Origin of the sequence: Tatumella citrea, from assembly GCF_002163585.1 — a bacterium.
GTDB lineage: Bacteria > Pseudomonadota > Gammaproteobacteria > Enterobacterales > Enterobacteriaceae > Tatumella > Tatumella citrea.
The window spans coordinates 2,058,204-2,085,198 of the sequence record NZ_CP015579.1 but is presented as its reverse complement, the minus strand read 5'-3'; the positions used below and the strand labels follow the sequence as shown (position 1 = coordinate 2,085,198).

Annotated in this window: 26 protein-coding genes and 2 pseudogenes; 11 read left to right on the top strand and 17 right to left on the bottom strand. The window is 49.0% G+C overall.

All coding sequences use genetic code 11. From position 1 onward, the window contains the following. Positions 1-3: 3 nt before the first annotated feature. Positions 4-861 (bottom strand): oxidoreductase, encoded by an 858-nt coding sequence (locus tag A7K98_RS09935; protein ID WP_087488413.1) that lies wholly within the window; start codon positions 859-861, stop codon positions 4-6. A gap of 95 nt (positions 862-956) precedes the next feature. Here A7K98_RS09935 and A7K98_RS09930 point away from each other — a divergent pair, with 95 nt between their 5' ends. The 5 genes from A7K98_RS09930 (at position 957) to A7K98_RS09910 (ending at position 6,343) form a co-directional block, all read left to right on the top strand. Beyond that, positions 957-1,874 carry a LysR family transcriptional regulator gene (locus A7K98_RS09930; protein WP_087488412.1) on the top strand — a complete coding sequence of 306 codons (918 nt, stop codon included), beginning with the start codon at positions 957-959 and terminating at the stop codon, positions 1,872-1,874. 327 nt (positions 1,875-2,201) lie between these two features. Next, complete coding sequence (locus A7K98_RS09925; protein WP_087488411.1) at positions 2,202-3,650, top strand: amidase; 1,449 nt, start codon at positions 2,202-2,204, stop codon at positions 3,648-3,650. Beyond that, complete coding sequence (locus A7K98_RS09920; protein WP_087488410.1) at positions 3,643-4,953, top strand: purine-cytosine permease family protein; 1,311 nt, start codon at positions 3,643-3,645, stop codon at positions 4,951-4,953. The genes A7K98_RS09925 and A7K98_RS09920 overlap by 8 nt, the downstream gene beginning before the upstream one ends. After that, positions 4,946-5,629: a biuret amidohydrolase gene (gene biuH, locus A7K98_RS09915; RefSeq protein ID WP_087488409.1), complete on the top strand. Its 684-nt coding sequence runs from the start codon at positions 4,946-4,948 to the stop codon at positions 5,627-5,629. Before A7K98_RS09920 ends, biuH begins: the two co-directional genes overlap by 8 nt. Positions 5,630-5,782: 153 nt before the next feature. Continuing rightward, entirely contained in the window at positions 5,783-6,343 is a 561-nt protein-coding gene (locus tag A7K98_RS09910; RefSeq protein ID WP_087488408.1) for a nucleotidyltransferase family protein, read from the top strand. 91 nt (positions 6,344-6,434) lie between these two features. Here the strand turns inward: A7K98_RS09910 and A7K98_RS09905 are convergent, their stop codons facing one another. From A7K98_RS09905 to A7K98_RS09895, 4 genes and pseudogenes are all read right to left on the bottom strand, one after another. After that, the gene (locus tag A7K98_RS09905; protein ID WP_087488407.1) at positions 6,435-7,454 is read right to left on the bottom strand and encodes an aldo/keto reductase; all 1,020 of its coding nucleotides are present in this window, start codon (positions 7,452-7,454) and stop codon (positions 6,435-6,437) included. Between the two features lie 2 nt (positions 7,455-7,456). Beyond that, entirely contained in the window at positions 7,457-8,029 is a 573-nt protein-coding gene (locus tag A7K98_RS09900) for an NAD(P)H-dependent oxidoreductase (protein WP_087488406.1), read from the bottom strand. Between the two features lie 127 nt (positions 8,030-8,156). Beyond that, positions 8,157-8,234: pseudogene (locus A7K98_RS21560) on the bottom strand (type 1 glutamine amidotransferase domain-containing protein); the annotation flags it as partial. Between the two features lie 8 nt (positions 8,235-8,242). Then, positions 8,243-8,551, bottom strand: coding sequence for a superoxide dismutase (locus A7K98_RS09895; protein ID WP_087488405.1), 309 nt, complete (start codon positions 8,549-8,551; stop codon positions 8,243-8,245). A 139-nt stretch (positions 8,552-8,690) separates the two neighbouring features. Here A7K98_RS09895 and A7K98_RS09890 point away from each other — a divergent pair, with 139 nt between their 5' ends. Both A7K98_RS09890 and A7K98_RS09885 read left to right on the top strand, forming a co-directional pair. Then, positions 8,691-9,590 (top strand): LysR family transcriptional regulator, encoded by a 900-nt coding sequence (locus A7K98_RS09890; protein WP_087488404.1) that lies wholly within the window; start codon positions 8,691-8,693, stop codon positions 9,588-9,590. A 647-nt stretch (positions 9,591-10,237) separates the two neighbouring features. Next, a pseudogene (locus A7K98_RS09885) lies at positions 10,238-10,479 on the top strand (IS481 family transposase); the annotation flags it as partial. 93 nt (positions 10,480-10,572) lie between these two features. Here A7K98_RS09885 and A7K98_RS09880 read toward each other — a convergent pair. Next, positions 10,573-11,721, bottom strand: a complete 1,149-nt coding sequence (locus A7K98_RS09880; protein ID WP_087488403.1) for a Fic family protein — start codon at positions 11,719-11,721, stop codon at positions 10,573-10,575. Between the two features lie 345 nt (positions 11,722-12,066). Between A7K98_RS09880 and betI the strand changes: the two genes are divergently transcribed. The 3 genes from betI to betA are packed head-to-tail and all read left to right on the top strand — an operon-like array spanning position 12,067 to position 15,823. Beyond that, positions 12,067-12,657, top strand: a complete 591-nt coding sequence (betI, locus tag A7K98_RS09875; protein WP_087488402.1) for a transcriptional regulator BetI — start codon at positions 12,067-12,069, stop codon at positions 12,655-12,657. 12 nt (positions 12,658-12,669) lie between these two features. Continuing rightward, the gene (gene betB, locus A7K98_RS09870) at positions 12,670-14,142 is read left to right on the top strand and encodes a betaine-aldehyde dehydrogenase (protein ID WP_087488401.1); all 1,473 of its coding nucleotides are present in this window, start codon (positions 12,670-12,672) and stop codon (positions 14,140-14,142) included. Between the two features lie 10 nt (positions 14,143-14,152). Beyond that, positions 14,153-15,823 (top strand): choline dehydrogenase, encoded by a 1,671-nt coding sequence (gene betA, locus A7K98_RS09865; protein WP_087488400.1) that lies wholly within the window; start codon positions 14,153-14,155, stop codon positions 15,821-15,823. A gap of 81 nt (positions 15,824-15,904) precedes the next feature. Here betA and A7K98_RS21485 read toward each other — a convergent pair whose 3' ends face one another. The 5 genes from A7K98_RS21485 to A7K98_RS09845 form a co-directional block, all read right to left on the bottom strand. Next, on the bottom strand, positions 15,905-16,057 hold the full coding sequence (locus A7K98_RS21485; protein ID WP_169715413.1) for a hypothetical protein: 153 nt from the start codon (positions 16,055-16,057) through the stop codon (positions 15,905-15,907). Positions 16,058-16,188: 131 nt separating this feature from the next. Continuing rightward, a complete protein-coding gene (locus tag A7K98_RS09860) occupies positions 16,189-17,439 on the bottom strand; it encodes a flavin-containing monooxygenase (protein ID WP_087488399.1) in 1,251 nt (416 codons plus the stop codon). A gap of 135 nt (positions 17,440-17,574) precedes the next feature. Beyond that, positions 17,575-18,393, bottom strand: a complete 819-nt coding sequence (locus A7K98_RS09855; protein WP_087488398.1) for an ABC transporter permease — start codon at positions 18,391-18,393, stop codon at positions 17,575-17,577. Position 18,394: 1 nt separating this feature from the next. Continuing rightward, entirely contained in the window at positions 18,395-19,249 is an 855-nt protein-coding gene (locus A7K98_RS09850) for an ABC transporter permease (RefSeq protein ID WP_087488397.1), read from the bottom strand. A 61-nt stretch (positions 19,250-19,310) separates the two neighbouring features. Continuing rightward, the gene (locus A7K98_RS09845; protein WP_087490452.1) at positions 19,311-20,342 is read right to left on the bottom strand and encodes a polyamine ABC transporter substrate-binding protein; all 1,032 of its coding nucleotides are present in this window, start codon (positions 20,340-20,342) and stop codon (positions 19,311-19,313) included. A 336-nt stretch (positions 20,343-20,678) separates the two neighbouring features. On the opposite strand from A7K98_RS09845, the gene A7K98_RS09840 reads away from it, so the two are divergent. Further along, a complete protein-coding gene (locus A7K98_RS09840; RefSeq protein WP_087490451.1) occupies positions 20,679-21,641 on the top strand; it encodes a LysR family transcriptional regulator in 963 nt (320 codons plus the stop codon). Positions 21,642-21,684: 43 nt separating this feature from the next. On the opposite strand, the gene A7K98_RS09835 is transcribed toward A7K98_RS09840, so the two are convergent. The 6 genes from A7K98_RS09835 to A7K98_RS09810 all read right to left on the bottom strand — a co-directional run bounded on the left by A7K98_RS09835 (position 21,685) and on the right by A7K98_RS09810 (position 26,752). Beyond that, a complete protein-coding gene (locus A7K98_RS09835; protein ID WP_087488396.1) occupies positions 21,685-22,614 on the bottom strand; it encodes a 2-hydroxyacid dehydrogenase in 930 nt (309 codons plus the stop codon). Then, entirely contained in the window at positions 22,611-23,060 is a 450-nt protein-coding gene (locus A7K98_RS09830; protein ID WP_087488395.1) for a type II 3-dehydroquinate dehydratase, read from the bottom strand. The genes A7K98_RS09835 and A7K98_RS09830 overlap by 4 nt, the downstream gene beginning before the upstream one ends. Before the next feature lie 12 nt (positions 23,061-23,072). Further along, complete coding sequence (locus tag A7K98_RS09825; RefSeq protein WP_087488394.1) at positions 23,073-23,687, bottom strand: glutathione S-transferase family protein; 615 nt, start codon at positions 23,685-23,687, stop codon at positions 23,073-23,075. After that, positions 23,684-24,691 (bottom strand): NAD(P)H-quinone oxidoreductase, encoded by a 1,008-nt coding sequence (locus tag A7K98_RS09820; protein WP_087488393.1) that lies wholly within the window; start codon positions 24,689-24,691, stop codon positions 23,684-23,686. The genes A7K98_RS09825 and A7K98_RS09820 overlap by 4 nt, the downstream gene beginning before the upstream one ends. A gap of 2 nt (positions 24,692-24,693) precedes the next feature. Next, entirely contained in the window at positions 24,694-25,848 is a 1,155-nt protein-coding gene (locus tag A7K98_RS09815; protein WP_087490450.1) for an ABC transporter ATP-binding protein, read from the bottom strand. Positions 25,849-26,077: 229 nt separating this feature from the next. Beyond that, positions 26,078-26,752 carry a DUF1028 domain-containing protein gene (locus A7K98_RS09810; RefSeq protein WP_087488392.1) on the bottom strand — a complete coding sequence of 225 codons (675 nt, stop codon included), beginning with the start codon at positions 26,750-26,752 and terminating at the stop codon, positions 26,078-26,080. Positions 26,753-26,995: the final 243 nt, after the last annotated feature.

The window sequence follows — 26,995 nt, the reverse complement described above, 5'->3', positions numbered from 1 at the left end:
TGCTTACCCGATACTGTCCAGCTGCTGGATGATTCCAGGTGACAGTACCAAATCCCCACTGGCAAGATTCTGTTTCAGATGTTCAGGCGATGATGTCCCGGGAATGAGTAATATGTTCGGTGATCTTTGTAACAACCAGGCCAGCGCAACCTGTAAGGTGGTCGCATTCAAAGCCTCAGCAACGCTATTCAGTTGCTCTGACTGTAATGGCGAAAAGCCGCCAAGCGGGAAGAAGGGCACATAAGGAATGCCATCTGCTGCAAGCAGATTGATCATTGCCTCATCCTGTCGGTTCGCCAGATTATACAGATTTTGCACGCAGGCGACTGGCGTCATTGTTCGTGCTTCCCGGACTTGCTTTTCCGTCACATTACTCAAACCGATATGGCGCACCAGGCCGCGCTGTTTAAGCTTTAACAAGGCTTCAATCTGTGGCTCAAGTGACCCTTCAGCGGGGGCGTGAACGTTAAGCATTGAGCGAAGATTTACAACTTCCAGCACCTCAAGCCCCAGATTGCGCAGATTATCTTCTACTGCATTAGTTATTTCTTCAGGGCTTGTGGCCGGATGCCAGCCTCCTTTTTCATCACGCCTTGCGCCCACTTTGGTGACAATCACCAGGTTATCCTTGTAGGGATGAAGCGCTTTTTTAATCAGCTGATTGGTAATATGAGGGCCATAAAAATCGCTGGTGTCGATATGATTCACTCCGGCGGCGATTGCATCGCGTAATACCTGCAAGGCACGGTCTTCATCTGCCGGTGGCCCAAATACACCAGCCCCTGCTAATTGCATGGCGCCATAACCGAGACGGGAAACTTCACGGTCTCCAAGAATAAACGTTTTTAGTGGCTGCAGCATAATACCTCCTCATCGTTGATAGCTGCGATTGTAACTGACGAAGTGTTGTGCAACTATCCATGCAAATCAGGACACAGTGTACGGAGTGACGGACAATGGCGATCGACATGTCATTATTGCATGCAGTGGTTGCAGTGGCTAAAGCAGGGGGATTTCGGGAAGCGGCACGTATGACCGGCAGTAATCCTTCCCGTTTAAGTGATGCGGTGCGACGAGCTGAAGAGCAACTGAATGTACGGTTATTTAATCGTACAACGAGAACTGTTGTATTAACTGAAGCGGGCAGAGCACTGATGTCACGACTTCTGCCCGCGATGAACGAAGTAGACGCTGCACTTGATGCCCTCAATACGTTTCGAACGACACCTGGCGGAACACTGCGTCTGAATGTTCCGGTAAGCGCAGCACGACTGGTTTTGCCGGCTATAGTCCCTGGTTTTTTACAGCGTTATCCGGATATTCAGCTCGAAGTAGTCGCAGAAAGTAACGTGCAGGATATCTTCCGCGATAGCTGCGATGCCGGTATTCGCTACGACGACCATCTTGAGCAGGATATGGTGGCCATGCCAATTGGTCCGCGTACCCAAAGATTTGCTGCCGCAGCGGCGCCAGTTTATCTGAGCCAGCATGGCATACCTCAGCATCCGCGTGAGTTAATGCAGCATCGATGTTTGCATGGCCGATATGCCACGGGAGTGGTTGCCGAATGGGAGTTTAGTTGTGACGGAGAACGGATATGTCTGCAACCGAAAGGCCCACTGGTTTGTAGCATAGGCGCGGCAATGGATCTAACGGTAGAAGCCGCTATCGCTGGTGCTGGTGTGGTATATCTGTTTGAAGACTGGCTTAAACCCGCGTTTAATCAAGGGAAATTACAGCCGATTTTATCCGACTGGTGGCTAAGTTTCCCCGGATTATGGCTGTATTACAATGACAGGCGGTTAGTTCCGGCACCGCTAAAAGTATTTATTGATTATGTTCGTGAGCTAAATGATCACACAGGACTGAGGTAGCACTGACTCTATGCTCTAAACCAACATTGTAATTTACCTGTGTAAAGATCATGTGGTGCAACTCTGCTTTCCCAGCGCTGTTTTGAATTACATGCTGGCTTTAAACGATATTGAGATTAACCAGCCCCAGTTTTCACTAAAATGGCACAACGCTGTGCTCTTATTGTGCTGGCTATGAAATTTAATGTGTTCCGCAGAAACATAAGAATTCGATCTTGTATCCAAGCCCGTATTCCACTTGCCATTAACCCCCCATCACCATTTACCCATATCTTCTGGCACGTAAACTGCATTAATTCTGTCAGGTAACTAAAACAGGGGAATACCATGTTTGAGGCTTTGCTTGATGGCGATGCTACTTCATTAGCATCGCTGATTCGTAATGGTGAGGTGTCAGCTCGTGAGTTAACGCAGGCCGCACTGGACAGACTGGAACAACGAGAGCCGCTGATACAGGCTTTTTGTACGGCCACACCAGAATTAGCATTGCAACAGGCATCCGCGGTGGATGCGAAACGTGCACGTGGTGACACGCTTGGTCCATTTGCCGGGGTCCCTTTAGCTGTCAAGGATTTGATATGTACAGCAGGGGTAAAAACTACCTCGGGCTCTGCAGCTTATGCAGATTTTATCCCTGAAGATGACGACATTACCGTCGAGCGCTTACTGGCTGCAGATGCGATACTGCTCGGTAAAACTACGGCTCCTGAGTTTGGTTACAGCGGTGTGGGGCATAATCCTTTATTTCCTTCACCACGTAATCCCTGGGATTTAAACAAAACACCAGGTGGTTCCAGTGCCGGGTCGGGTGCAGCTCTTGCAGCTCGCCTCTGTCCAATTGCATTGGGCAGTGACGGCGGCGGGTCAGTGCGTATTCCAGCGGCTCATTGTGGTGTTTATGGATTTAAAGCATCGATGGGCCGGGTACCGTTATGGCCTGGTTGCCGGGACGAACGCTATCCAGGCGTCTCAAGTTGGGAATCATTGGAGCATATTGGTCCCATGACGCGCACTGTACGTGACAGCGCACTCATGATGTCGGTGATGGCAGGACCAGATATGCGCGATCGCCATTCGATTCCTTGCAATGATGTAGACTGGCTCTCTGCTCTGGACAAACCACTGAATGGACTGCGCATTGCATTTAGTGTCGATTTTGGTTATATCGCCGTTGATAAGGAGGTTCGTGACGTTGTCACTAAAGCCGCGCAATATTTAGCCCGCGAGTTAGGCGCGGAACTGGAAGAGGCTGATCCAGAGATTACCGATGAAGGGGCTACATTTGCCGCAATTGTGGCGTTTGAAAGCGATCTTTCCGGTATGCGTCAGATGCAACAGGATTTAGGTTCACGCATGTCTCCACATCTCAGCGCCATGCTACAGCATAAATGGCATGCGGAAAATTTTACAGACGCAAATACCGCACGTAAAAAGATCTGCAACCAGTTGTGGAGGTTTATGCAGCACTACGATTTGCTGTTAACACCGACACTTGCAGTACCACCATTCCCTCTTAACATGCAGGGGCCTGAAATAATTGACGGGCGCATGGTGCGCAGTGATCACTGGTTATCGTTCTGTTATCCCTTTAATTTCACTGGTCAACCGGCAGCCTCAATCCCTGCAGGATTTACCGCCAGCGGGTTACCGATTGGCCTGCAAATCGTCGGTCGCCATCTGGACGATGCTCTGGTACTGGCAGTCAGTGCCGCTTTTGAACGTATCCAACCCTGGAATCACCTGTATCCTGCCTCAATTGGAGTTGCTCATGAATAACAAATCATCTCCTGCTCTCGAGCAGGAATTTGAACACGAACCTGTTCCTCTAAGCCATCGCCACTCGACCCGTTCGGTGTCAGCAGTCTGGTTCGGTTTCCCAATGATACTCACTAATGCATTGTTTGGCGGCATCATTACATGGCATCTGGGCTTCTGGCCTGCACTGACTGCTATCCTGTTAGGTAATCTGGTGCTGTTCGCCTACGTTGGCGCACTCAGTTGGTTTGCCGGCAATACGGGTATGAACTTTGCGCTACAGGCTAAACGCACATTTGGTACCAAAGGCTATATCCTGGTTTCTGGTTTTCTCTCCACCGTGGTTATTGGCTGGTATGCATTTCAGACTGGTTTAACGGGTACGGTGATAAACCAGACCTTCGGCTGGAACGCACTGGCAGTGACGGCAATCGCTATGGTGTTGTACACCGGTGTCACATTTCTCGGAGTACGTGCGTTGTCGATTCTTGGAATGGTTGCCGCACCATTATTTGTAGCGCTAGGTTTGGTAGCACTGTGGCTGATTGCTCAGAATCACGATTTCAGTACCATCACTCACTTTCAGGGAGGGGCTGGCGCGGTTGGTGTTATGAGCATGGGAACGGCAGTGACCATGGTGGTGGCTGGATTTGCCGATTCAGGCACCATGACAGCAGACTTTACCCGCTGGTCTAAAGATGGAAAATCAGCAGTTATCGCCGCGTTCTCCGCTTTTCCTCTGGCGAACGTGATTTCTTATCTGTTCGGAGTGGTGATTGTGTCAGTAGGCGCAGCAGTTGATCCCGCCAGTAACGGTGGTAATTTTCTGCCCATACTAATGAACCACAGCACGTTACTCTCTGTCATCGCTTTCCTGTTTGTATTTATTAATCTTGGCTCGGTTTGCACCCATTGTTTGTACAATGGTGCTGTTGGTTTTAGCCATCTGTTTAGCAGCAAAATGCGCATCTGGACATTGATTCTCGGGGCGATCGGTGGGGCCCTGGCATTGGCCGGAGTCTGGTCTTACTTCCTTGAATGGCTGAGTTTACTTGGTATTGTGGTGCCACCTTTTGGCGCCGTGATGATAGTTGATTTAATATTCATGGCAAAAATCAGTGAGAAGCGTAAAACTCGTCGCCTTCGTGGTAGTGCTTTTGCTGCATGGGCAATTGGCAGTTTGTGCGCGGTCATTGCCCACATTGAATTCCCGCAGTTTGGTGAAGCGGTGATAGGTATGGTGACGGCTGCTGCCGGTTACACCCTGATTGTCATACTGAAACGCGAAAGCATTGAAAGTCTGGTGGTGCAGAAAAATGTCTAAGTTTACTATTGATTCAACACCTTATCCCTGGCCATTTGATGGTCATTGCACGCCTGCCGATACCGCATTAATCATTATCGATATGCAAACCGATTTTTGTGGAAAGGGCGGCTACGTCGATAGTATGGGTTATGACATCGCATTGACCCGGGCACCGATTGTTCCGTTGCGGCTTGTGCTGGAACGTATGCGGGAATTAGGTTTCCCTGTCATTCATACGCGCGAAGGTCATCGTCCCGATCTCAGTGATTTACCGGCCAATAAACGCTGGCGTTCAAGACGGATGCAGGCAGAAATTGGATCGTCCGGTCCCTGTGGCAGGATTCTGGTACGCGGTGAACCTGGATGGGAAATTATACCAGAGTTGGCACCGCTGGCCGGTGAAACGATAATTGATAAGCCAGGCAAAGGTTCTTTTTATGCCACTGACCTTGAATTGATCCTGCGCAGTCAGGGGATTCGAAATTTGATAATCACAGGTATCACTACAGATGTCTGTGTGCACACAACATTGCGCGAAGCCAATGACCGTGGCTTCGAATGCCTGGTACTGTCTGATTGCTGCGCTGCGACTGAGTTAAAACACCATGAAGCGGCACTGAGTATGATTCATATGCAGGGCGGTATTTTTGGCGCGGTCGCCAGTTCTGAAACGTTGCTGGCAGGACTGGCTTAACTGTGTACTAAAAAATCAGGTACAGTGACTCCTAAACAAGTAGCAGAGCAACGCAAGCAGTAAGTCTTTTACCCGGAGAAATAATACATTATGAGTCTGGAGTCATTCAGGCTCATTAATTTCTTCTCACGATCAACTCTAAGAGTGAAAACAATGAATCTGGCCATATTGGTCATGGCGGCAGGATTAGGTCGCAGGTTTGCAGCAGAGGGGGGCGGGCAGAAATTGCTGGCTGAACTTGACGGAATTCCTGTCATCACGCATTCACTGATCAATGCAGCATCTACAGGTATGGATCTGTACGTTGTCACTCGTCCTGAGGACGTTAGCCTGCATGGACTTATTCAACCGGGACAGTTAATTTATTGCCTGAGTAATGGACTGGGTGAATCGATCGCTGCAGGAGTTCAGGCTACTTCCGGATATGATGGATGGATAATCGCTCTTGGAGATATGCCCTGGATTAAATCCGACATTTTCCATGCAGTTGCTGCTGCACTAAATCAGTATAAGTCCGTGCGCCCGGTTATTGGTGGAACACCGGGCCATCCGGTTGGTTTTCGACATGAATGTTTAGCTGATTTGGTCGCACTAAAGGGGGATAACGGAGCACGGGAAGTGTTGAAGATCCATCCACCACATAAATTACTGCTGAAGGATTCCGGATGTTTACGGGACATAGACAAACCGGAAGATCTGTCGCAACACCGATAAAATAACAGTGGGGTAATTCCTGGCTCCATAGTAGTTTTGCGTGTATTCCTCTTGTTTCCTCAGCATTGGCAAAAATGAAAGTGAATAAGGGCTACCGCGTCCAGACCTGCCTGGCGTCTTTCGTTTGCGGCGTGTTTTGCGCCATGATCCCCGTCAGAGCGTGCGGCTGGTAGGTTTCTTCCAGAAACCGGATTTCCTCCGGGCTTAGTTTAAGATTTACGGCGTTTACCGCGCCATCGACGTGATCTTTTTTTGTGGCCCCTACGACAGGTGACGTGACTTTTGTCAGCAGCCAGACGAGTGAGATTTCCGTCATGGACACCTGATGTCGTTCAGCAAGCTCGGCGATGCGCTCGATAATGCTCCGATCCTGTTCAGCCGTGCTGTCATATTTTCCGCGGGCATAGGCATCCTCGAAGGCTCGCCGCGTGTGGCCTTCTTTCCGGGAGAGACGACCGCTGGCCAGCGCGCTATAGGGGGTCATGGCGATATCATCTTCAGCGCACAGACCGAAGAGCTCTCGTTCATCTTCACGCATAATCAGGTTGTAGTGGCTTTGCATGGAAACAAAGGCCGTCAACCCTTCGCGTTCGGCAAGGGCGTTCGCTTTCGCAAGCTGCCAGGCATAGCAATTGGAAATACCAATAGCGCGCACTTTGCCCGCAGTAACGGCGGCATGAAGCGCTTCAAGCACCTCAATAACTGGCGTGTTGTAATCCCAGATGTGGTAAATGTAGAGGTCGATGTAGTCCATCCCCAGATTCTGCAGGCTCTGGTCGAGCGATCGGGCTATTGTCTCTTTTCCGCCGATCCCCGCGGCAATTTGCGCGGCGGTTCGTGGCAGAAACTTGGTGGCCAGCACCACGTCCTCGCGTTTTGCCATCTCCCGCAGCGCCCGGCCAACGTATCGCTCGCTGGAGCCGTTCTGATAGGCGATGGCGGTATCGTAAAAATTGATACCCTTTTCGAGACCGTAGCGGATGATGTCCCGGCTTGCTGTTTCGTCCAGCGTCCAGCGATGCTGGCCCGTTAACGGGTCGCCAAACCCCATACATCCCATACAGATGCGGGAGACCAGTAAGTCACTTTTACCGAGCCGGGTATACTGCATCGTTATTCTCCCTCTGGATTATTCACGACGGAATTGAGCAGATCGACAAGCCTTGAAGCGTGTTCCCGGGCAAGCGTTTCTTGCTGCGCGATTTTGTCGGCATCCCGGTCGGCATAGCTGATACCGCAGGTATAAACCGGCGCCAGCAGCTCAAGATTGCACAGTTTTGCCGTGGTCTCGAACGGAATAAGATACTCTTCAATGGTATGGCCAAAGAAACCGTCAGCGGTATAGAGCGCCTGTGGCGCCCCTGTAGTGAAGGAGAGGAGCAGCTTTTTACCGCCCAGTTTCGCCGTTGAGCCATGCGCGAAGCCGTGGACAAAGACCTCGTCCAGCCATTGTTTCATTAACCCGGGCAGCCCATACCAGGAAAAAGGAAACTGCCAGACAATCACATCGGCCCTGAGCAGGCTTTCCTGCTCCGCAGCGATATTGAATTTGCCGTCCGGATAGAGCCAGTCCAGACGACGAATTTCAGCATCGGGAAGGGCGGTCGCCACTTCATCAAGGATCGTGGCATTGGCGACGGAATGGGTAAGCTCAGGATGGCCTGAAACAATAAGGATATTTTTCATTTCAATGAGTTAAATATATTTGGTGAATGTTTAACCCAGTATAGAGTGACACCATTATTTTTTTTAGAGCAGTAAAGACTCATTCACTTTTAGACAAAAACTAATAATGGTCGACTGTTCTCATTGTACCGGTCGGTACGCCGGATGCGCCTTTCATCGGGTGGCTTGAAACGACACACAGCACGGGTTTATCTGCAGGTTTCATATCGGGCCTCACTCTTTATTTTTAAATTCAGCGGCAAAGAGATTTTCCCAGTTAATAAAGGAGCCAAGCGGAATGCACTCGAAGCTTAGTAAGCCTGCTTTTGCCAGCGGGAATTCGGCCATAACGTTCATCGCCTCATCGATAGAGTCACATTCAAGAAAAATAGCGACGCCAGGTCTGTCCTGACGGAAGTAGATGTCGCGGATGAAGCCGGATTTATACAATCCCCAGGCGTGTAGCGCTTCAGCGTTAAGGTGTGGAGCATATTTTTCCAGCGATGCTCCAGGTGCGGGGATATCCAGACATAAAATTCGCATCATAGTCTCCTGAACTCAGGTCGTTGTAGAAAGAGATAAAAGTTTAAGAGGCGAATTTCACGAATATTAGAGGAGCATTGACTTAAGCATCTTTAGACTGTACTTAATAATCAGGCGGAGATTGCTTTAGGAACACATTATGAATAACGCCCTGTATAACCAGATACGCATCTTTCAGAGCATTGCACGTGAGGGCAATATTTCAGCAGCCGCAAGAAAACTGGAAATTACGCCTCCCTCCGTCAGCAATGCGCTTAAGCTGCTGGAAGATCATATTGGCCATCCGCTTTTTGTGCGTACGACCCGCCGTATTGAGCTGACGGAAACCGGGCAGCTGTTGCTGGAACAGACCGCTGCGGCGGTGGAGTCGCTGGAACATTCGCTTGAAAGCATTCGCGACCAGAATCAGGAGCCCTCTGGTATCGTGCGAATCACGCTCTCGCGTTTTGCCTATCTGTTAATTCTTAAGCCTGCAATGGCGAAATTCTGTCAGCAATATCCGGGTATACAGCTGGAAATATCGGTTTACGACGGTACCGTGAATGTTATCGAAGAGCGTTTTGATCTGGGGATCCGTTTTGGCGATATTCTGGAGGGTGGGGTGGTAGCACGGCCGTTAATGAAGCCTTTTCGTGAAGGGTTATATGCATCCTCAGCCTATCTTAGTAAGTATGGAATCCCGGAAGTGCCGGCTGACCTTTGTCATCATCAGCTTATTGGTTACCGTTTTATCACGAACAACCGAATACTTCCGTTGATCCTGAACGATCGCGGAGAACAGTTGACCATTGAGATGCCCGGGCAGCTAATCAGCAACGATATTGATGTTATGGCAGATGGAATCCGTAACGGCCTTGGCATCGGGCGTTTGTTTGAACCGATCTGGCGATTGCAGCCCAACAACGAGCAATTGATACCTGTAATGGACAAGTACTGGCAAACTTATCCGTCGGTTTATCTCTATTATCCAAAAAATGCAGGTAAAACTAAAAAAGTGAAGGCTCTGATTGATTTTCTGATTTCTGCGACAGAACGGTAATCAGATGAGAAGCACCGTTGATTTATAAACCGTTGTGCAAAAGCCGCTATGAAACTGATTTCCAATACCAGCCAGTTTACTAAGTTCCTGGCTTCGTAGTAGTTTTGCGTGACCGGGCAACATTACACGTGCGACTAACGCGATGGGTCACCAGACTGCTAAGTTAGTTGCTACCAAAGTGAATTCAGTTCCGGAGCAACTCAATCGCGGAGATAATTAAGAAACAGACCATTTACGTCATGGCAGCTACAGATAAACTTGTAATGACCCCAAGGCAGGAGATAGCAGGATCAGGATTATCTGGTACCATACTGAATTATGCAATTTAACATAATATACATTATGCGCACCAAGGTTAAGGAGGATGGATTCTGATGTAATATCGGCATAAATCCCCGACATTATAATCCGGCCTTTATCAGTAATTTTAGACAATGACCGGCGGCTTCAATGAGCCACCGGTTTAACCAGCCAGTGATTATCTCTTGTATGCAATAACCAGCCATTCACTCAGCAGCCGCTTAACGCAGTACTGACATAAATCCGGCATCAGCCGCTGTCCATCACCGAAAACTAAAACAAAGCCGGCATTGCGATCGATAAATAAGAACCCCTGAAATTAAGGATCATTTGTTTCAGCCGTACGGACCCAAACCAAAGCAATGTCGCCGCAGACAAACGGCATCTGCGAACGGTTCCACAGGACGATATTGCAGGGATTTTATCAGGTAGCGTTCCGCAAGAAACTGTATGGCGAACTCGATACATTACAATCAGATCTTGATATGAGCGAACCCATCAGGGAAAAATGTGCTGTGGCCGGACGCCAATGGAAACATTACTTGATGGAAAACGCATCTGGGCTGAGAAAAATTTAAGCCAGATGTAATCTGACAGATACCTGTATAAATAACTGGTAACTGTCAGATTAGGTCTGAGCTAATACAGCTGATACGCACGATCATAATGTAGCTGAGTGCGATTACTCACGAAGAAGTTCTACGTACCGTCTGTATTCGTAACTCCTATGACGGGATCTGCCGGACGTTTCAACCAGCACCCCTGCCTCTACGAGGCTTTTCACGGCATTGTTCGCTGTCGGGTAAGTAACATCAAGCAGCTCAACGGCACGGTCAACGGTCAACTTTGGCATCGTTGGTAAAAACTCGAACAAGCGGATGCTGTGTACGGATACCGACTTCTGAAACAACATTCGCTTTCTGTCATCTGCAAAAAGAGTCGCTATTCTGATAATGCCCTTTTGTGCTTCCTCGGCTGAATAAGTGACTGCTTCCAGGAAAAAAGCAATCCACTGCTCCCAGTTCCCGCTCGTCCGGATATCAGTAAGACACTGGTAGTAGTATCTCTGATGTTGTTTCAGGTAGCCGGAAACATACAGTAGAGGTTCATTCAACAGCTTCCATTCTTCCAGCAACATGGCTATCAGAAGACGCCCTATTCTCCCGTTACCGTCAAGGAAGGGGTGAATAGTTTCAAACTGAGCATGTACGAGCGCAATTCTGACAAGCGGCGGCAGAGATTGGTCTGGGGAGTGAATGAACTTTTCGAGGTCAAACAGCAAGTTCCCCACTTCCTCTGGCGGCAGCGGAACATAAGATGCATTCCCCGGTCTCGTTCCTCCAATCCAGTTTTGGGTGGTTCGTACCTCTCCTGGCTGTTTCGCTGCACCCCGGGCACCGGATAAAAGCACCTCGTGCGCATTTTTTAGCAGACGAACGCAAACCGGCAGACCAGAGGGAGAGTTCATCTCGTCATGTACGAATTTATAGGCCCGCAGGTAGCTAGTTACTTCTTCAACATCATCAACATTTGTGACGGCAAGTCCGGCCTCTTCGTCGAAGATATCGGTCAGGGTTGCCTGTGTGCCTTCCAGTTGAGATGTTAGCAGTGCTTCCTTACGAATTGCGCTGTAGACCAGCCATTCACTCGAAGATACCAGTCCTGACATGCCAGAAAGTCTTGCCAGTGATTTTTCTGCCTTTTCATTTAGCTCCTTAAAAGACGTTGGGTCCAGTTCAGGAGAAACAGGTGGTAAGGGAGCTGGCAGAAATGAACGGACCGTCTCATCATAACTGGTTGTTGTGATGATTTGGCCGGAAGCACGCTTCATAAAAAATCCTTTCACTGAGAACAACGTTATTAAAGGAATTTTTAATTGTGACACATCTTATTAAAGAGTTCTTTAATAATGGACAGACTATTTAAATATTTTTTTCCTGCCAAAGGCAGCCGATATCCTTACCCTTCATTTTGTTCTGCCACACCTGTCCGCTAACAATATTTCAGGCGCTCAAATCCATGCTCCCTTGCCTGCAGAAAATCCCTGATTAACCCGAACCTACAGCTTATACATAGTTAAACATTACTTTTACTTTATATTCATGTATCATTTAATTCATTGATTGAACGTTCAACCAATAAAGTGATGGCGTAAAAGAATTTACGGAGAAGTGGTATGTCGCGCAAAGATATCCCTGAGCAACGCAAACAACAGCTGATAAATGCTGCAGTTGAAATGATTAGCGTCGTCGGCCTGGCCGGAGTTACGTTGTCACAGGTCGCTAAACAAGCTGGTATGTCAACAGGGATTGTCAGTCATTATTTTGGCGACAAAGAGGGGCTGATTCTTGCAATCATGAGGAAAATATTAAGAGATCTTCATGAAGCTGTGGCGAAGTGTCGTGCTCAGGCGGATAAGGATGTGCGTTCTCAGTTGTTTGCCATTATTGATGGTAACTTTGATCCGTCACAAATCAGCGAAGTTTCAATGCGTTCCTGGCTCGATTTTTGGGCAGCCAGCATGCATAGCCCTGAATTACACCGCTTACAGCGCATAAACGATCATCGCCTGTTTTCTAATATTTGCGTTCAGTTTAAACGGCTGATGCCAGCAGAGTCGGCCAGATCGGCATCCCGTGGGCTGGCCGCACTAATTGATGGGTTGTGGCTGCGAGGCAGTTTGTCCGGCGATAACTTTGATGTTCAGCAAGCAAGCCTGATTGCCCGTGATTACGTGGTGCAAAAACTGGCAGATTTCACTCATTAAGGAGACCAATCAGTGCCTCAATTTCCTCTTCAGAAGTTGTATATCCACGGTAAATTAACTGATGCTAGTGGTAATGAAACATTCCAGAGCGTGAATCCGGCAAATGGTGAAATCCTGGCTCAGGTTCAGCGTGCCACGCAGGCCGATGTCGAACGTGCTGTCGTCAGTGCTGAGCAGGGACAGCGTGAGTGGGCTGCGATGACAGCAACTCAGCGTTCACGCATATTGTTACGAGCCGTGGCCATTTTAAGGGACAGGAATGATGAACTCGCAGTGCTGGAAACGCTCGATACAGGCAAACCGCTCTCAGAAACCTCGGTGGTCGATATTGTGACTGGTGCTGATGTACTGGAGTACTACGCCGGACTGGCCAGTGCTATTGAAGGTACTCAGTATCCGTTGCGTGAAGGCAGTTTCTTTTATACCAGGCGCGAACCACTGGGTGTTACCGCTGGTATCGGTGCCTGGAATTACCCTATTCAGATTGCGTTATGGAAGTCTGCCCCTGCCCTGGCCGCCGGGAATTCAATGATTTTTAAACCGAGTGAAGTGACACCTTTGTCAGCCCTGGCACTGGCCCAAATCTATACCGAGGCTGGTGTTCCTGATGGCGTATTCAATGTATTACAGGGCTTAGGAAGCGATGTCGGACAATGGCTGACAGAACATCCACGGATAGAAAAAATCTCTTTCACTGGCGGCATCACTACCGGCAAAAAAGTGATGGCCAGTGCAGCAGCAAGCTCACTAAAAGAAGTCACCATGGAACTCGGTGGTAAGTCGCCGCTAATTATTCTGCCGGATGCTGATATTGATCAGGCTGCAGATATTGCGATGATGGCGAACTTTTACAGTTCAGGTCAGGTTTGTACCAACGGCACGCGGGTTTTTGTTCACCACAGCCAAAAGCAGGCATTGGAAAAGGCTTTACTGACACGCGTGGAACGTATCCGCCTTGGACTTCCTGATAACCCAGAGACTAACTTTGGTCCTCTGGTTAGTTTTGCTCATATGGAAAATGTGTTGCGCTATATCGAACTGGGCAAACGTGAAGGTGCAACATTGCTGGCGGGAGGTGAACGTGTCGTTTCAGGAGATTTTGGTCGTGGAGCCTTTGTACAACCCACCATTTTTACCAATTGCCAGGATCACTACACCATTTCCCGCGAGGAAATTTTTGGCCCTGTTATGAGTATTCTCAGCTACGGCGATGAGCAGGAAGTGATTCAGCGAGCCAATTCGACCCATTTTGGCCTGGCAGCCGGCGTGGTGACTTCTGACCTGAGTGCAGCTCACCGTGTGATTCATCAGTTGCAGGCTGGTATTTGCTGGATAAACAGCTGGGGCGAATCTCCCGCTCAAATGCCGGTGGGCGGCTACAAACAATCCGGGGTTGGCCGTGAAAATGGTATTGAAACTCTCGCCCACTATACCCGGACGAAATCTGTTCAGGTTGAACTGAAACCATTCATTTCAATTTTTTAAGGATGAGTGAATGAGTACTAGTGAATACGACTATATCATTATTGGTGCGGGCTCAGCAGGTAATGTACTGGCCACCCGCTTAACAGAAGATCCGGATATTAAGGTACTGCTACTGGAAGCCGGAGGCCCTGACTATCGCATGGATTTTCGCACACAAATGCCAGCAGCATTGGCCTATCCCTTACAGGGCCGTCGCTATAACTGGGCATATGTTACTGATCCTGAACCTTATATGAATAACCGCCAAATGGAATGTGGCCGGGGCAAAGGTCTGGGTGGTTCTTCACTGATTAATGGTATGTGTTATATCCGTGGGAATGCCATGGATTATGATAACTGGGCCAGGCAATCAGGGCTGGAAAACTGGAGTTATCTGGATTGTCTGCCGTATTTTAAAACTGCAGAATGCCGCGATACAGGCGGCAATGATTATCATGGCGATAGGGGCCCTGTCAGCGTGGCTACACCAAAATCAGGTAATAATGTTCTGTTCCATGCCATGGTAGAAGCTGGTGTTCAGGCCGGATATCCGCGTACTGATGACCTTAACGGCTATCAGCAGGAAGGTTTTGGTCCAATGGACCGTACCGTAACCCCGAAGGGACGTCGTTCCAGCACTGCCCGTGGTTACCTTGACCAGTCACGCTCCCGGCCTAACCTGACTATTGAAGTTCATGCGACCACAGACCGTATTTTGTTTGATAATCATCGTGCTTACGCGGTGAGTTGGCTGCGCAACGGCAAGCAGCAGATGGCCTGCGCACAACGGGAGGTTCTGTTGTGTGCGGGAGCCATTGCTTCCCCGCAAATTCTGCAACGTTCTGGTGTCGGGCCTGGTCAGTTATTGAGTAACCTGGATATTGAAGTAGTTCAGGATTTACCAGGAGTAGGATCGAACCTTCAGGACCATCTTGAAATGTACTTGCAGTATGAATGCCGGCAACCGGTATCATTGGCCCCTGCCCTTAAAATGCATAATCAGCCCGCCATTGGTGCCGAATGGCTGATTAACGGTTCGGGGATTGGTGCCAGTAACCAGTTTGAAGCCGGTGGATTTATTCGGACCCACGACGAATTTGAGTGGCCAAATATTCAGTTTCATTTTCTGCCGGTAGCGATTAACTATAACGGTTCAAATCCAATAAAAACCCATAGTTTTCAGGCTCATGTCGGTTCAATGCGCTCGTTAAGTCGCGGACGTGTACAACTGAAGTCTAAAGATCCATACCAGCATCCCGGAATCCTGTTTAACTACATGGCGCATGATCAGGACTGGCGTGAATTTCGGGCGGGTATTCGGATTACCCGTGAAATCATGCAACAGCGGGCCTTAGATCCTTACCGCGGCGAGGAGATATCCCCCGGGGCTCATCTGCAATCTGATGCTGAATTAGATAAGTTTATCCGTGAGCATGCAGAAACAGCCTTTCACCCTTCCTGCTCCAATGCTATGGGATACCACGATATGGCGGTAGTGGGTAATGACGGTAAGGTTCATGGAGTTGAAGGTTTACGCGTGGTGGACGCATCAATTATGCCACAGATTACTACCGGGAATTTGAATGCACCTACCATTATGATAGCCGAGAAAATTGCCGATATGATTCGCGGCCGGGCACCACTGCCCCGGGTTAACGTGCCTTATTACGTTGCCAATGGCGCTCCGGTTCGCAATGCCTGAATTACCGGAATATCACCCGGCGTTATGCCGGGTGGTGTGTTACACAGGTATCAACCCCAAAGTCAAACAGTCAGAACGGAATCAACCTGACCTGATTCGTGCGGAACGATCGACACAATTATCCGGGCCAATCAAATCCATATCTTTTTCGCGGGCAGCAATTTTATAGCGCTTAGCACCATCAAGGGCTGACCAGAAATTTATCGAATTCCGTGAGCGGCCATCGCTTATCATTCATCTTCACCGTTCGGTCCTGCCAGTTTTCGCTGAAAATTATACTGAATATCCGCAATATATCGTAACCACCTGCATTTTTGATGCTTACAAATCTGACGGTTCAACCTCTTTCCCGGTCCGGCAGAAAATTACTCTTTCTCGTAGTCGCTGTAAGCGTTTTGCAATGCTATGTGGTCTGCAATATATTTTGCATCGTGCCAGACACCATAGATAAACGAAGATGCCCGGTTAACCAGGTTTGGCAACCCGACAAAGTAAATGCCACGTTCTGCCGAGATCCCTCGTTTGTGAAATGGCAGCCCTTTTTCATCAAACGCATCCACCTGCAACCAGCTGAAATCGAATCTGAAACCTGTTGCCCAGACAATGTTGGTGATCCCTGTAGCTTGTAAATTCAATTCCCTGACCGGGTTGGTCAGGCATTCCGGATCAGGCAACAATGTCCAGGCTTCTGGTTCAGGCGGTAATCCGAGACCATTACGTTCAATATAGACATCTGCATCATGCAGTACTTCGAAATAAGCTTTGTCTCCTTCGGCAATATTTTCTGCCAAACCCTCAGCAAAACTCAGAACTCCATTTTCCCACCGTTGTGTGATTCCGGTCAGTGTGATTCCCATATGCGCCAGACGGCGAAAATCCACTGTTTTGCCACCCTCATACCCACTTACAGCAAAGGCAACATGTTCTTTTTTGGGTTTAATTTTTACCTCGTCCCACAATCCCAAAGCACCAAGCCACCAACAGTAATCGCGGTCCCGGTATGCGCGTGGTGGACGGTAATGTTCTCCAACTGACAGGTACACATCGCGCCCGGATTTGCGCAACTCTTCGGCAATTTGTGAACCGGAGGCACCGGCACCCACAACCAGAACACCACCTTCGGGCAATTGATTCGGATTTTTGTAGACTGAAGAATGAATCTGATGGACGGCTGAATTTTCAGGAACAATCTGCGGAAATGAGGGCTTCTGAAACGGGCCTGTAGCCGCCACTACATTGTCTGCTTCAAATTCTCCAACTGAGGTCTGTACACTGAAGCCACTGCGGCCCGCTAAACGTTCAACTTTGTATACTTCGACACCGGTACGTACTGGTGCATTAAGCATTTTCACATAATCTTCAAAGTATTGGGCCATACGCTCTTTGGGCGGAAACATCTCCTGAGGGATATTATCAAATTTAAGTGAAGGAAAACGATCATGCCAGGCGGGTCCGTTGGCGACCAGAGAATCCCAACGTTCTGAACGCCAACGTTCGGCAATGCGGTTGCGTTCAAACACCACATGTGCAACCCCCATCTGAGTAAGATGTTCACTCATAGCAATACCCGCCTGCCCCGCACCCACCACAATAGTGTTAATTTTTTCTGCCGACATTTTTCATTCCTGAGTGTTTTTGATACGAGTTCTTTGGTTATTAACCAGCATAGCCTGCCCCTGGGCTATCACTAATCAGACTTTTTAGATTCAAAGCTTCGGAAAACTAAAAGCGAATGACTTCACCTGAATGAATTAATGCACGGACTCCACATTCAATATTTTCCCCAGCCCAAAGAACTGATTGGCAATAATTAATATGGCCGCAGTAACCACAATATAAATCACTGATAATGCTGACAACGTTGGGTCAGCGAATTCGCGTACATAGTTATACATGGCCACTGGCAGGGTCTGTGTTGCCTGAGTGGTAATAAATAAAGATGCGGTGAATTCATTGAATGACATTATCGCTGCAAATAACCATCCCCCGAACAGACCTGGTAAAATCAGTGGCACCGTAATAGTCCATATAACCCGTAATGGCGATGCTCCCAGACTGGCTGCGGCCAGTTCTGTACGCTGTTCGAGGTTTTTTAAAGAGACATAAACGCTTCGCAATACAAACGGCAGAACCAAAACAATATGGCAGAATACAACTACTGAATAGCCCCGTCCCAGATTCAGTTGTGATACCAGCATGAGTAATCCAAGACCGATACTGAAATGCGGAATAAATAACGGCGACAGCAAAATGCCTTCCAGCACTTGTTTGCAGGAGAACGTGTAGCGTTCAATGGCAATCGCCAGTGTCGACCCAATAATCACTGCCAGCGATGATGCCCATGCAGTCACCCACAGACCGGAATAAAAACCTTGGCGGAAATCATCATAACTGACAGCGCGCGCAAACCAGCGAAGTGACCAGCCCCTGGGTGGGAAAAACAGTATCGACGTGCTACTGAATGACGAGATAAATACGACGACAGTGGGTAATAACACAAAAACCAGAATCGCAGAGACTAGTACTCGCCCAGCCAGTATTACAAGTTTATCGTTCAGTGTCCTGGTCATATCATTTCTCTCCCATCGCAGGCAGGAATCGGGTAATGCGTTTCAGAGCCATCAGCAGAAGAATCGTCAGACCGAGACCAGCAATGCTAAGAGCTGCTGCAAACGGAAAATTCAATGAAGAGAAACCGAGCTGATATACCATAGTGGCAATCGTTGCTACCCGACCGCCACCGATCAGTTGTGGGGTCGCGAAGGCACTGAACGTCCAGGCAAAAGCAGTGGTCAGACTTGAAATAATCCCGGGTAATGAAAGAGGGATCGTTACAGTTATCAATCTGCGTATTGGACCGGCTCCCAGGCTGGCAGCCGCTTTTTCATAATCAGGGCTGATATGCGATAGTGCAGTCGCCAGCATGAGTACCATAACCGGCATGGTCACGTGTACCAGCGCCACTACCACGCCACCTTGGGTGAACATAAACTGTACAGGTTTAGCAATAAACCCTGTTGCCAGAAGCAGACTGTTCAGAAAACCCGTGTTGCCAAGCACAATAATCCATGAATAGGTACGCACCACTTCCCCGAGAAATAACGGAGTAATAGCGATAATAAGAATAGCTGACTTGATCCATCGGGTACGGGTGCGGACAAGGGCATAGGCCAGCGGATAACTCATTATCAGACCATAAATGGCCGTTTTAGCGCTTAATACCACGGTATTAATAAACGCTTCAGCAAAGATGCGTTTAAACAATCCACTGAAGTTTGCCAGGGTAAATCTTCCGACATCCAGTGAACCGGGAATATATGCACGGATGCTGAATTGCATCACAGCTAACATGGCGATGATTAATCCAAATGCAGTCAGCGTTGCCGGCAGGATGAACCAGGGTAAAAATGTAGGTTTTCTCGTCATAGATCTGCTGCCTGAAGAAACTATAAGATACGGACGCCAGGAGAAGCCGCCCGGATTTATATTAATGAGACATAATGTTCTCTGAGAACCATTGCCGCCATTCCGCGGTTTTTTCTGCCCGTAGTTGTGGGTCAGTATTGATTGTGGCATCCCACTGCGCTGCGGTGGTTAACATACCGGGCAGTTTTGCCAGGTTCGGATCAATATGTGCATTGGTTACCGTCGGGCTTCCCCGATAGATCTTCGCCACCTGCTCCTGAATTTTGGGATTCAACGCAATATTGATAAATTTGTAGGCCAGGTCAGCATGTTTTGTGCCTTTATTTATACCTATAGTATCCACCCCAAGAACTGCACCTTCCTTAGGAATAGCCAGTTTGATATTTACCCCCTCAGCCATCATGGTGTATGCGTTCATCGATAGCATCACCTGTACCGGTGTTTCACCGGTCGAAATCAGTTGCTGACTGTTAGCGTCATCGGTGTAGAAAGATTTTATATTTGGGATCAATGCTTTTAGTTTCGCCTGCCCTTGTTGCCAGTGTGCAGCATCCGCTCCCGAAAGTTTGGCGGCAACAGTAATAATATGGCTTGGGTCCCAGTCAGGTAACGCTATCATATTCTTCAGTGCCGGGTTCCAAAGGTCATTCCAGCTGTTGAAAGTGATGCCTTTAGGTACCAGATCAGGTCGATAAGCAATGGTATATACATAGCCCCAAACACCAAGATGATATGGACTGACTTTGGCCTCGCTGACCAGATTCACCGCATTTGGGATTTTACTCATGTCTAACTTCTCAAACAGCCCACTGTTTGCATACAGATAACCGACCTGGGCCGTGGTAAAGGTGACGTCCGTTTCGGGAGTATCACCGGCGAGTTTAGCTTTATTCAGTCTGTCTATTGTCCCGCCGGTGACAAATTGCACGTTTGCTCCGGTTTCTTTGGTAAATTCTTTAGCAATTGTCTGATCAATAAGATCTTTAAAACCTCCCCCCCAGGTGCTGACTATCAAGGTGTCGGCTGCCATTGCGTTGCCGGCACTTAATATGCTGGTGGTCAATAACGTTATGGTACAAATCTTACGCAACATATTTTGTCCCCATTGAATTAACAGGCTGGTGAAGTTATCTGTAACCACCGTCGACCGCCGTAACTGGCTCTGGTGTTATTACGATTCTGCCCCCGGCTCACTCTTCGGTAAAACAGGCTTTTCTGCGTCGTTGCATCAGGATTTCTGACGCTATAAATAACGGTGAACAAGTGAGGATTTACTTAACTACTAATAAGGGAGAAGCGAATAGTCAGCCGCTATCAGGCAAGTGATGATTCTCTTACCTGGTATTTGGCATGATAAATGCAGGGTAAATGGCAATATCATAATGACTGGCGTGATAACAATCATGTCGGCGATCCCGGGAGAACCTGTATGCTCAGTCGCATTACTCAGCGTCAGCTGGAATACTTTGTCGCCTCCGGCGAAGCGGGCAGTATTATTGGTGCCTCGGAACGTATCCACGTTTCCTCGCCATCAATCTCTGCTGCAATTACTCATATTGAGTCGGAGCTGGGCGTTCAGTTATTTGTCCGCCACCATGCTCAGGGCGTATCTCTGACAGCCATTGGTCAGCAGGTATTAAGAGAGGCAAGACTGATTCTGTCGCAAATGTCTAACCTCTATACTATCGCTTCAGAATCGCTGAATAATGTTCGTGGCCCTTTACGCGTGGGCTGCCTTGATACGCTCGCCCCAATGCTGACTCCTGAACTGGTATTTGGGTATGGTCGTGCTTTCCCGGGAGTACGTATCACGTTGATTGAAGGTAATCATGAACAGTTACTCAGGCAATTGCGCAGTGCAGATATCGATATTGCACTGACTTATGATTTGGTACCAGTTAATGATATTGAATTTCAGCCACTTGCCAAACTTCCGCCCTACCTTATGGTTGGGGAACACCATCCACTGGCCAACCAGCCTGCAGCTACTCTCCAGGACCTGGCAGAAATGCCGATGGTTTTACTCGATATGCCGTGCAGCAGGGAATATTTCCTTAGTTTGTTTAGTCAGGCCGGTATCACCCCGAATATAGTAATGCGCTCAGGTAATCTGGAGGTAGTGCGTGCGATGGTGGCAAATGGCGTGGGCTTTGCCATCACTAATGTTCGCCCTAAAGCAAACCTGTCACAGGATGGGAAACGATTAATTCGTGTGCGACTGGCGGGTGTCAACCAGCCTATGCAACTTGGGTATGCCACTGTAGCCAGTGCTCATCATTCTATGGTGGTGAATGCTTTCGCCGAACGTTGCCGGATGTTTATCTCCGATCAATATATTCCGGGAATGGCTGCACCCAGCTATTTCGATCCACAGGCCGTTCGTGTTGCATGATCAGCGGGCATGGCGGGCGGCACAACCGCCCGCCGAAATACAGTTAATAGCCCCGTTCAGGAAATACCTGATTAGTGACTGGTTCCCCGCGCATGGATCGCAGAATATTTTCGGCCACCTGAAGTGCGGCACTGGCGGGAATAGCCACCGACGCAAGATGAGGGGTAATCAGAACGTTTTCCATTTGCCACAGCGGATCTTCTGGCGGAAGCGGCTCTCGATCAAATACATCCAGTGTCGCTTCGGCAATCTGTCCGCACTGTAATGCCGCTGTCAGCGCTGGCTGATCAACAATTGCGCCCCGTGAAACATTTATAAATGACGCACCATGCGGTAATTTTTTCAGACGTTCAGCAGTAAGCAGCCCTTGTGTCTGTGGCGTTAACGGCAGCATCACTACCAGAATATCACTTTCTGACAGGAAACTATCCAGTTCTGAAAGGCCGCTGCTGCACAGAATTCCCGCTATCTCTTTCTGTGTCCGCGACCAGCCCCGTACATCAAAGCCCTGTCTCGCCAGCTCCTGCGCGCTTCTGGATCCCAGCTCTCCGAGTCCCAGGACTCCCACACGGATACTGCCAGGAACCCGTGGATGCAGATAGTGCCAGCGCCTTTGGCGTTGAGCACGTTCAAAAACAGGAATATCGCGGGCATAACGCAAAACAGCAAACAGTACATACCCTGCCATCATTTGGGCCATCTCCGGGTCAGACAGCCGGAGGATAGGTATATCCGGTAAATCATCCCTGCCGGTCAGTGAATCAACACCTGCCCCCAGATTGACCAGCAGTTTCAGATTAGGATAAGGCGCAAAAAAGTTGCGTGGTGGTTTCCATGCCAACGCATAGTGTACGTCATCCGTATCATTCACTGCTTCGGCCCGGCAGATGGTTACACCTGGCAAATAAGGAGCGAGTAAGGCAGACCATTGTTCAAAACTGTCGAATTCACTGTAAAAAACTAAAGTACTCATATGGCAGGGTCCCCGAGCAAATTGATTACCGCGTCAATCGCCAGTTCATAGCCTGTTGCCCCAAGTCCGGCAATTACTCCGGTGGCCGCTTTGGAGACCATCGAATGATGGCGGAACGGTTCGCGTTTCCAGATATTGCTCATGTGAACTTCAATGACGGGGCCTTCGAACATCAACAACGCATCAAGAATTGGGACTGAGCTGTAAGTCAGACCTGCAGCATTGATAATCAGACCTGACGCGTGTTGTCGTGCTTCCTGAATCCAGTCAACCAGTACGCCTTCATGATTACTTTGCCGGAATTGCAAGGCAACTCCCTGAGTTTCCGCGCGTTTCTGGCAACGTTCACCAATACTGACAAAGCTTTCACTCCCATAGGTACCGTTCTTATCGAGACCATAAAGATTGGCATTCGGCCCATTCAGAAAATAGATCTGTTGTAACATATCAGCTCCAGATTATACGTGCGGACGCGATTCAACCATTGCCGGATGTGTATCGAAAACAGCAAACCATGCAGCAAGTTGCGGGTGGTTTTCACGCCAGTGAAACTGAGCAAAACGAAAATCAAGGTAGCCCAGAGCACAACCAATCGAGATCAGTCCGATATCATCAGGTTGCCGGCTAAAACCTGTCGCCTGTCTCTCACTTTCTGCCAGCGCTGCGTTAACCTTCTTCAGTTGGGCATCAGCCCATCCCTGCCACTGCTTTTCCGGTGGCCGGGCGTTGAATTCATAATGCGCTAACAGCGCCGCATCGGCGAGTCCGTCTCCCAGAGCCTGACGTGTCAGGCTTATCCAGCGTGCTTCTCCGCTATGAGGAATTAATGTCCCCTGAGCAAGAGAATTGAGATATTCACAAATGACCCGGCTATCGTAGAGACATAAACCCTCTGCTGTACGTAACGCCGGTACCTTCGCCAGAGGGTTGAAGGAGGCAATACGTTCGTCGCGATCGACCGGGTGTGCGGCAGAATCCAGCAACTCAATATCATCGCTAAGATTTAACAGTCGGGCGCAGACCATCACTTTTCGGACAAATGTTGATGTCGTTGCGAAGTAAAGTTGCATCATACGACCGCCTCCGGAGCCACCTCTAACAGGACCTTACCGGTATTAGCATTCGTTTCCAGAATCCGGTGAGCCTGAGCAACATCGGCAAGCGGAACAATTTGATGCAGAACCGGTGAGATTTTACCGGCACTCATCAATGGCAACAGATGCTTTTCAATGCATCGTGCAAGACGAGCTTTCTCTGCACTGCTTTTCGGTCGAAGCGTTGAGGAGGTCAGGCTCAATCCTTTGCGCATAATCAGTTGTAAATCCAGCTCAATTCTGGCCCCCTGCATAAACCCTAAACTCACATGACGCCCTTGCGGTGCTAATACACGGAGGTTACGGGAGACGTAATCGCCGCCGACATTATCCAGCACTATATCTACGCCCTGCCCATTAGTTATCTGGTTAATCACCTCCACAAAATCTTCATTATGGCGATCGATAGCTCGCCATACCCCCAATTCCCGGAGGGCGGCAATCTTTTCCCTGCCACCGGCGGTGGCAATAACCTGTGCACCGCACGCCTGTGCACATTGCAATGCAAAAGTACCGACGCCACTTGCAGCGCCATGGATAAGTACGGTTTCGCCAGGTTGCAACCGTCCAAGTTCAAACAAATTATGCCAGACCGTAAATGCAGCTTCAGGGACGCCTGCTGCTTCTGCCAACGATAAGCTTTCGGGGAGAATTAAACATAGTTCAGCGCGGGCTATGCAGTAGCCTGCATAGCCTCCACCATTCAGCAGGGCCATTACCGGTGTTCCGACAGAGAGGTGTTCGACCCCGGCCCCTACTGCGACGATATTTCCTGAAACTTCCAGCCCTAAAATATCAGTAACGCCGGGCGGAACCGCGATTCCATTGCGTTGCATAATATCGGGACGATTGACACCCGCATAAATAACCTGAATCAGGACTTCACCGAAAGCCGGTTGTGGGACAGGACGCTGCACCAGCTCTAACATGTCCGCTCCACCGGGTTGGCGGGCAATGACTGCATTCATTATTTCCGGCAGCATAATTACTTTCCCTCCGATTCTGTGGATCTGAATGCAGAGATACTTTTCTCATCAAAACTGATTCCGGCAACCCGACCGACCGGCCAGTCATTTAATGAATCCAGACCGGACTGCCTCACAAACAGTGATGCTGTATTAAGGGAAGGTACATCAAGGTACACATCAACATGATCACCCTGAAATACGTGAGTAATTACAGTTGCACTGAACAGCGCATCCGGCCCGAGGGAGACTAAGCGGATATTTTCCGGACGAACATATACATCCAGACGATCACCAACGGTCGCATTCACGCGCTCGGCAGGCAGGCGTACTGTATTTCCTCCCAGTTCGATGATTGCTGTGCTGTCACGCCCGGCATAGACACCAGGCAGGATATTTACATCACCCACAAATCCTGCAACGAACGGATCGGCAGGATGATGATAAACCACATTTGGAGTGCCGATCTGGCGCACGTGGCCTGCCGACATAACAACGATGCGGTCACTCATACTCAGGGCTTCCCCCTGGTCATGGGTGACGAAAACAGTGGTCACTCCAAGCTTACGCTGAATTGCTTTTAGTTCGACTTGCATCGACAAACGCAGATTCTTATCTAACGCTGAAAATGGCTCATCCAACAGCAGTACTTTAGGACGAATAACCAGCGCCCTCGCAAGTGCCACACGTTGCTGCTGTCCGCCTGAGAGTTCACGCGGTTTTCGTTGACCGTAGCCAGCAAGTTTCACCAGTGCCAGTGCCTGTTCAACCCGTTCAGTGATTTCTGTTTTTGAGACACCACGCATGCGTAAACCGTAGCCCACGTTTTTCTCTACTGACATATGTGGGAATAGCGCATAATTCTGGAAGACAATCCCGATCTCGCGCTGGTAAGGAGGGATTTCCGTCACTGGCTCACCATCGATGAAGATTTCCCCGCCATCCGTTTCGGTAAACCCTGCCATTAAATTGAGTAGCGTCGTTTTTCCACAACCTGAAGGGCCAAGTAATGTAATGAATTCCCCTTCCTCAATGATTAAGGAAATTTTATGCAACGCAACGGACTCTCCAAAACGTTTCAATACACCATCCAGCCGTACAGCGATGTGCTGTTTACCAGATTTCAGGTGTTCTGTTTTTGACTGAGGAAATGGGGTGATTTCTGCACTAACCATATAATCTCCACGATTCAGACTTAAGATTTCTGTCACCAGCATACGGTTTCTGGCGATACCAGGCTGTTAGTGCTTCCTGAAGCTGACGTTTTGAAAAGATAAAGCAGTCTCTGATGTTTAACCCGGGGGGCTGGTAGCGCGGGAAGTCAATTGTTTAACCGCCAGTTCGATAGCGTTGCTCCCCGTTTTCAGACCTGCTTTTCTCGTCATGTATAAGTCCTCGCTACTCTTATTCGTCGCCGGGAACCCCATAGCCCGGAGCACTCTCAGGATTTAGCGCGCGGGTGATATAATCCTGCATCTGTGGCTTGTAAGCCTGCCATAGCAGATCAAGTTCCTGAACAGGATCTCCCTCAGTCCAGTCAACACGTAAATCGACGACAGGCCACAGAAGTTCACCAATCACCGATAACGCAGATGAGTGTACACGCCCGGTCTCTCCGCCAGCTTTCACTCCTGCGATCATCGCAGCGATCAGTCGCTCGGTCAGTTGCCCCTGCTGCTTTTCGAACGCATTGGTCATATCGGTAATAACCTGCTGACTTACCAACGAATGACCCGCTGCGACACAGTTTTCACCAATGGCCACATTACTGATTGCCGGGATGTGTTGGCCACTGTAAAAAGCCCTGAGCCCGTTACTGGCAAACACCACCACCTGGTGAAACGGCAGGTATTTATCGTCATTAAGTCCGGTTTTGAGCGCAATATCGGGTGATACACCCTGTTCTATAAGGTCCAGAATATGCCTGCCCGGAAACGGTAAGCGGGAGTTCAGGCTCGAAACCACCCCGACCTGGCTGCGCAGTAGCAGACTACGGGCTCCGACAGCCACACCGTCTGAACACACCGCAATACCCAACTGACCGGAGTCCGGACAGTGTCCAATAATTGAAAACGTCATGATTGCATTCCGTAAAGTGGCTGACATGTACAGTGAATACCGGCGATAAACATAATTGCCCGCGACGCCTGACGGGGAAAGTTCGTTCCCCTGAAGCGAATCCGGACATGAGATTTAGCATTGGGTTGTCGCATATAAATATCAGTACTCATCTGCCCCTGATAACAAATGGATTTGAGGTCAGATATACACGCCATACAGCATGGGTGAAAACAGCATTTCCTGAGCTGTTGATTTAGAAAA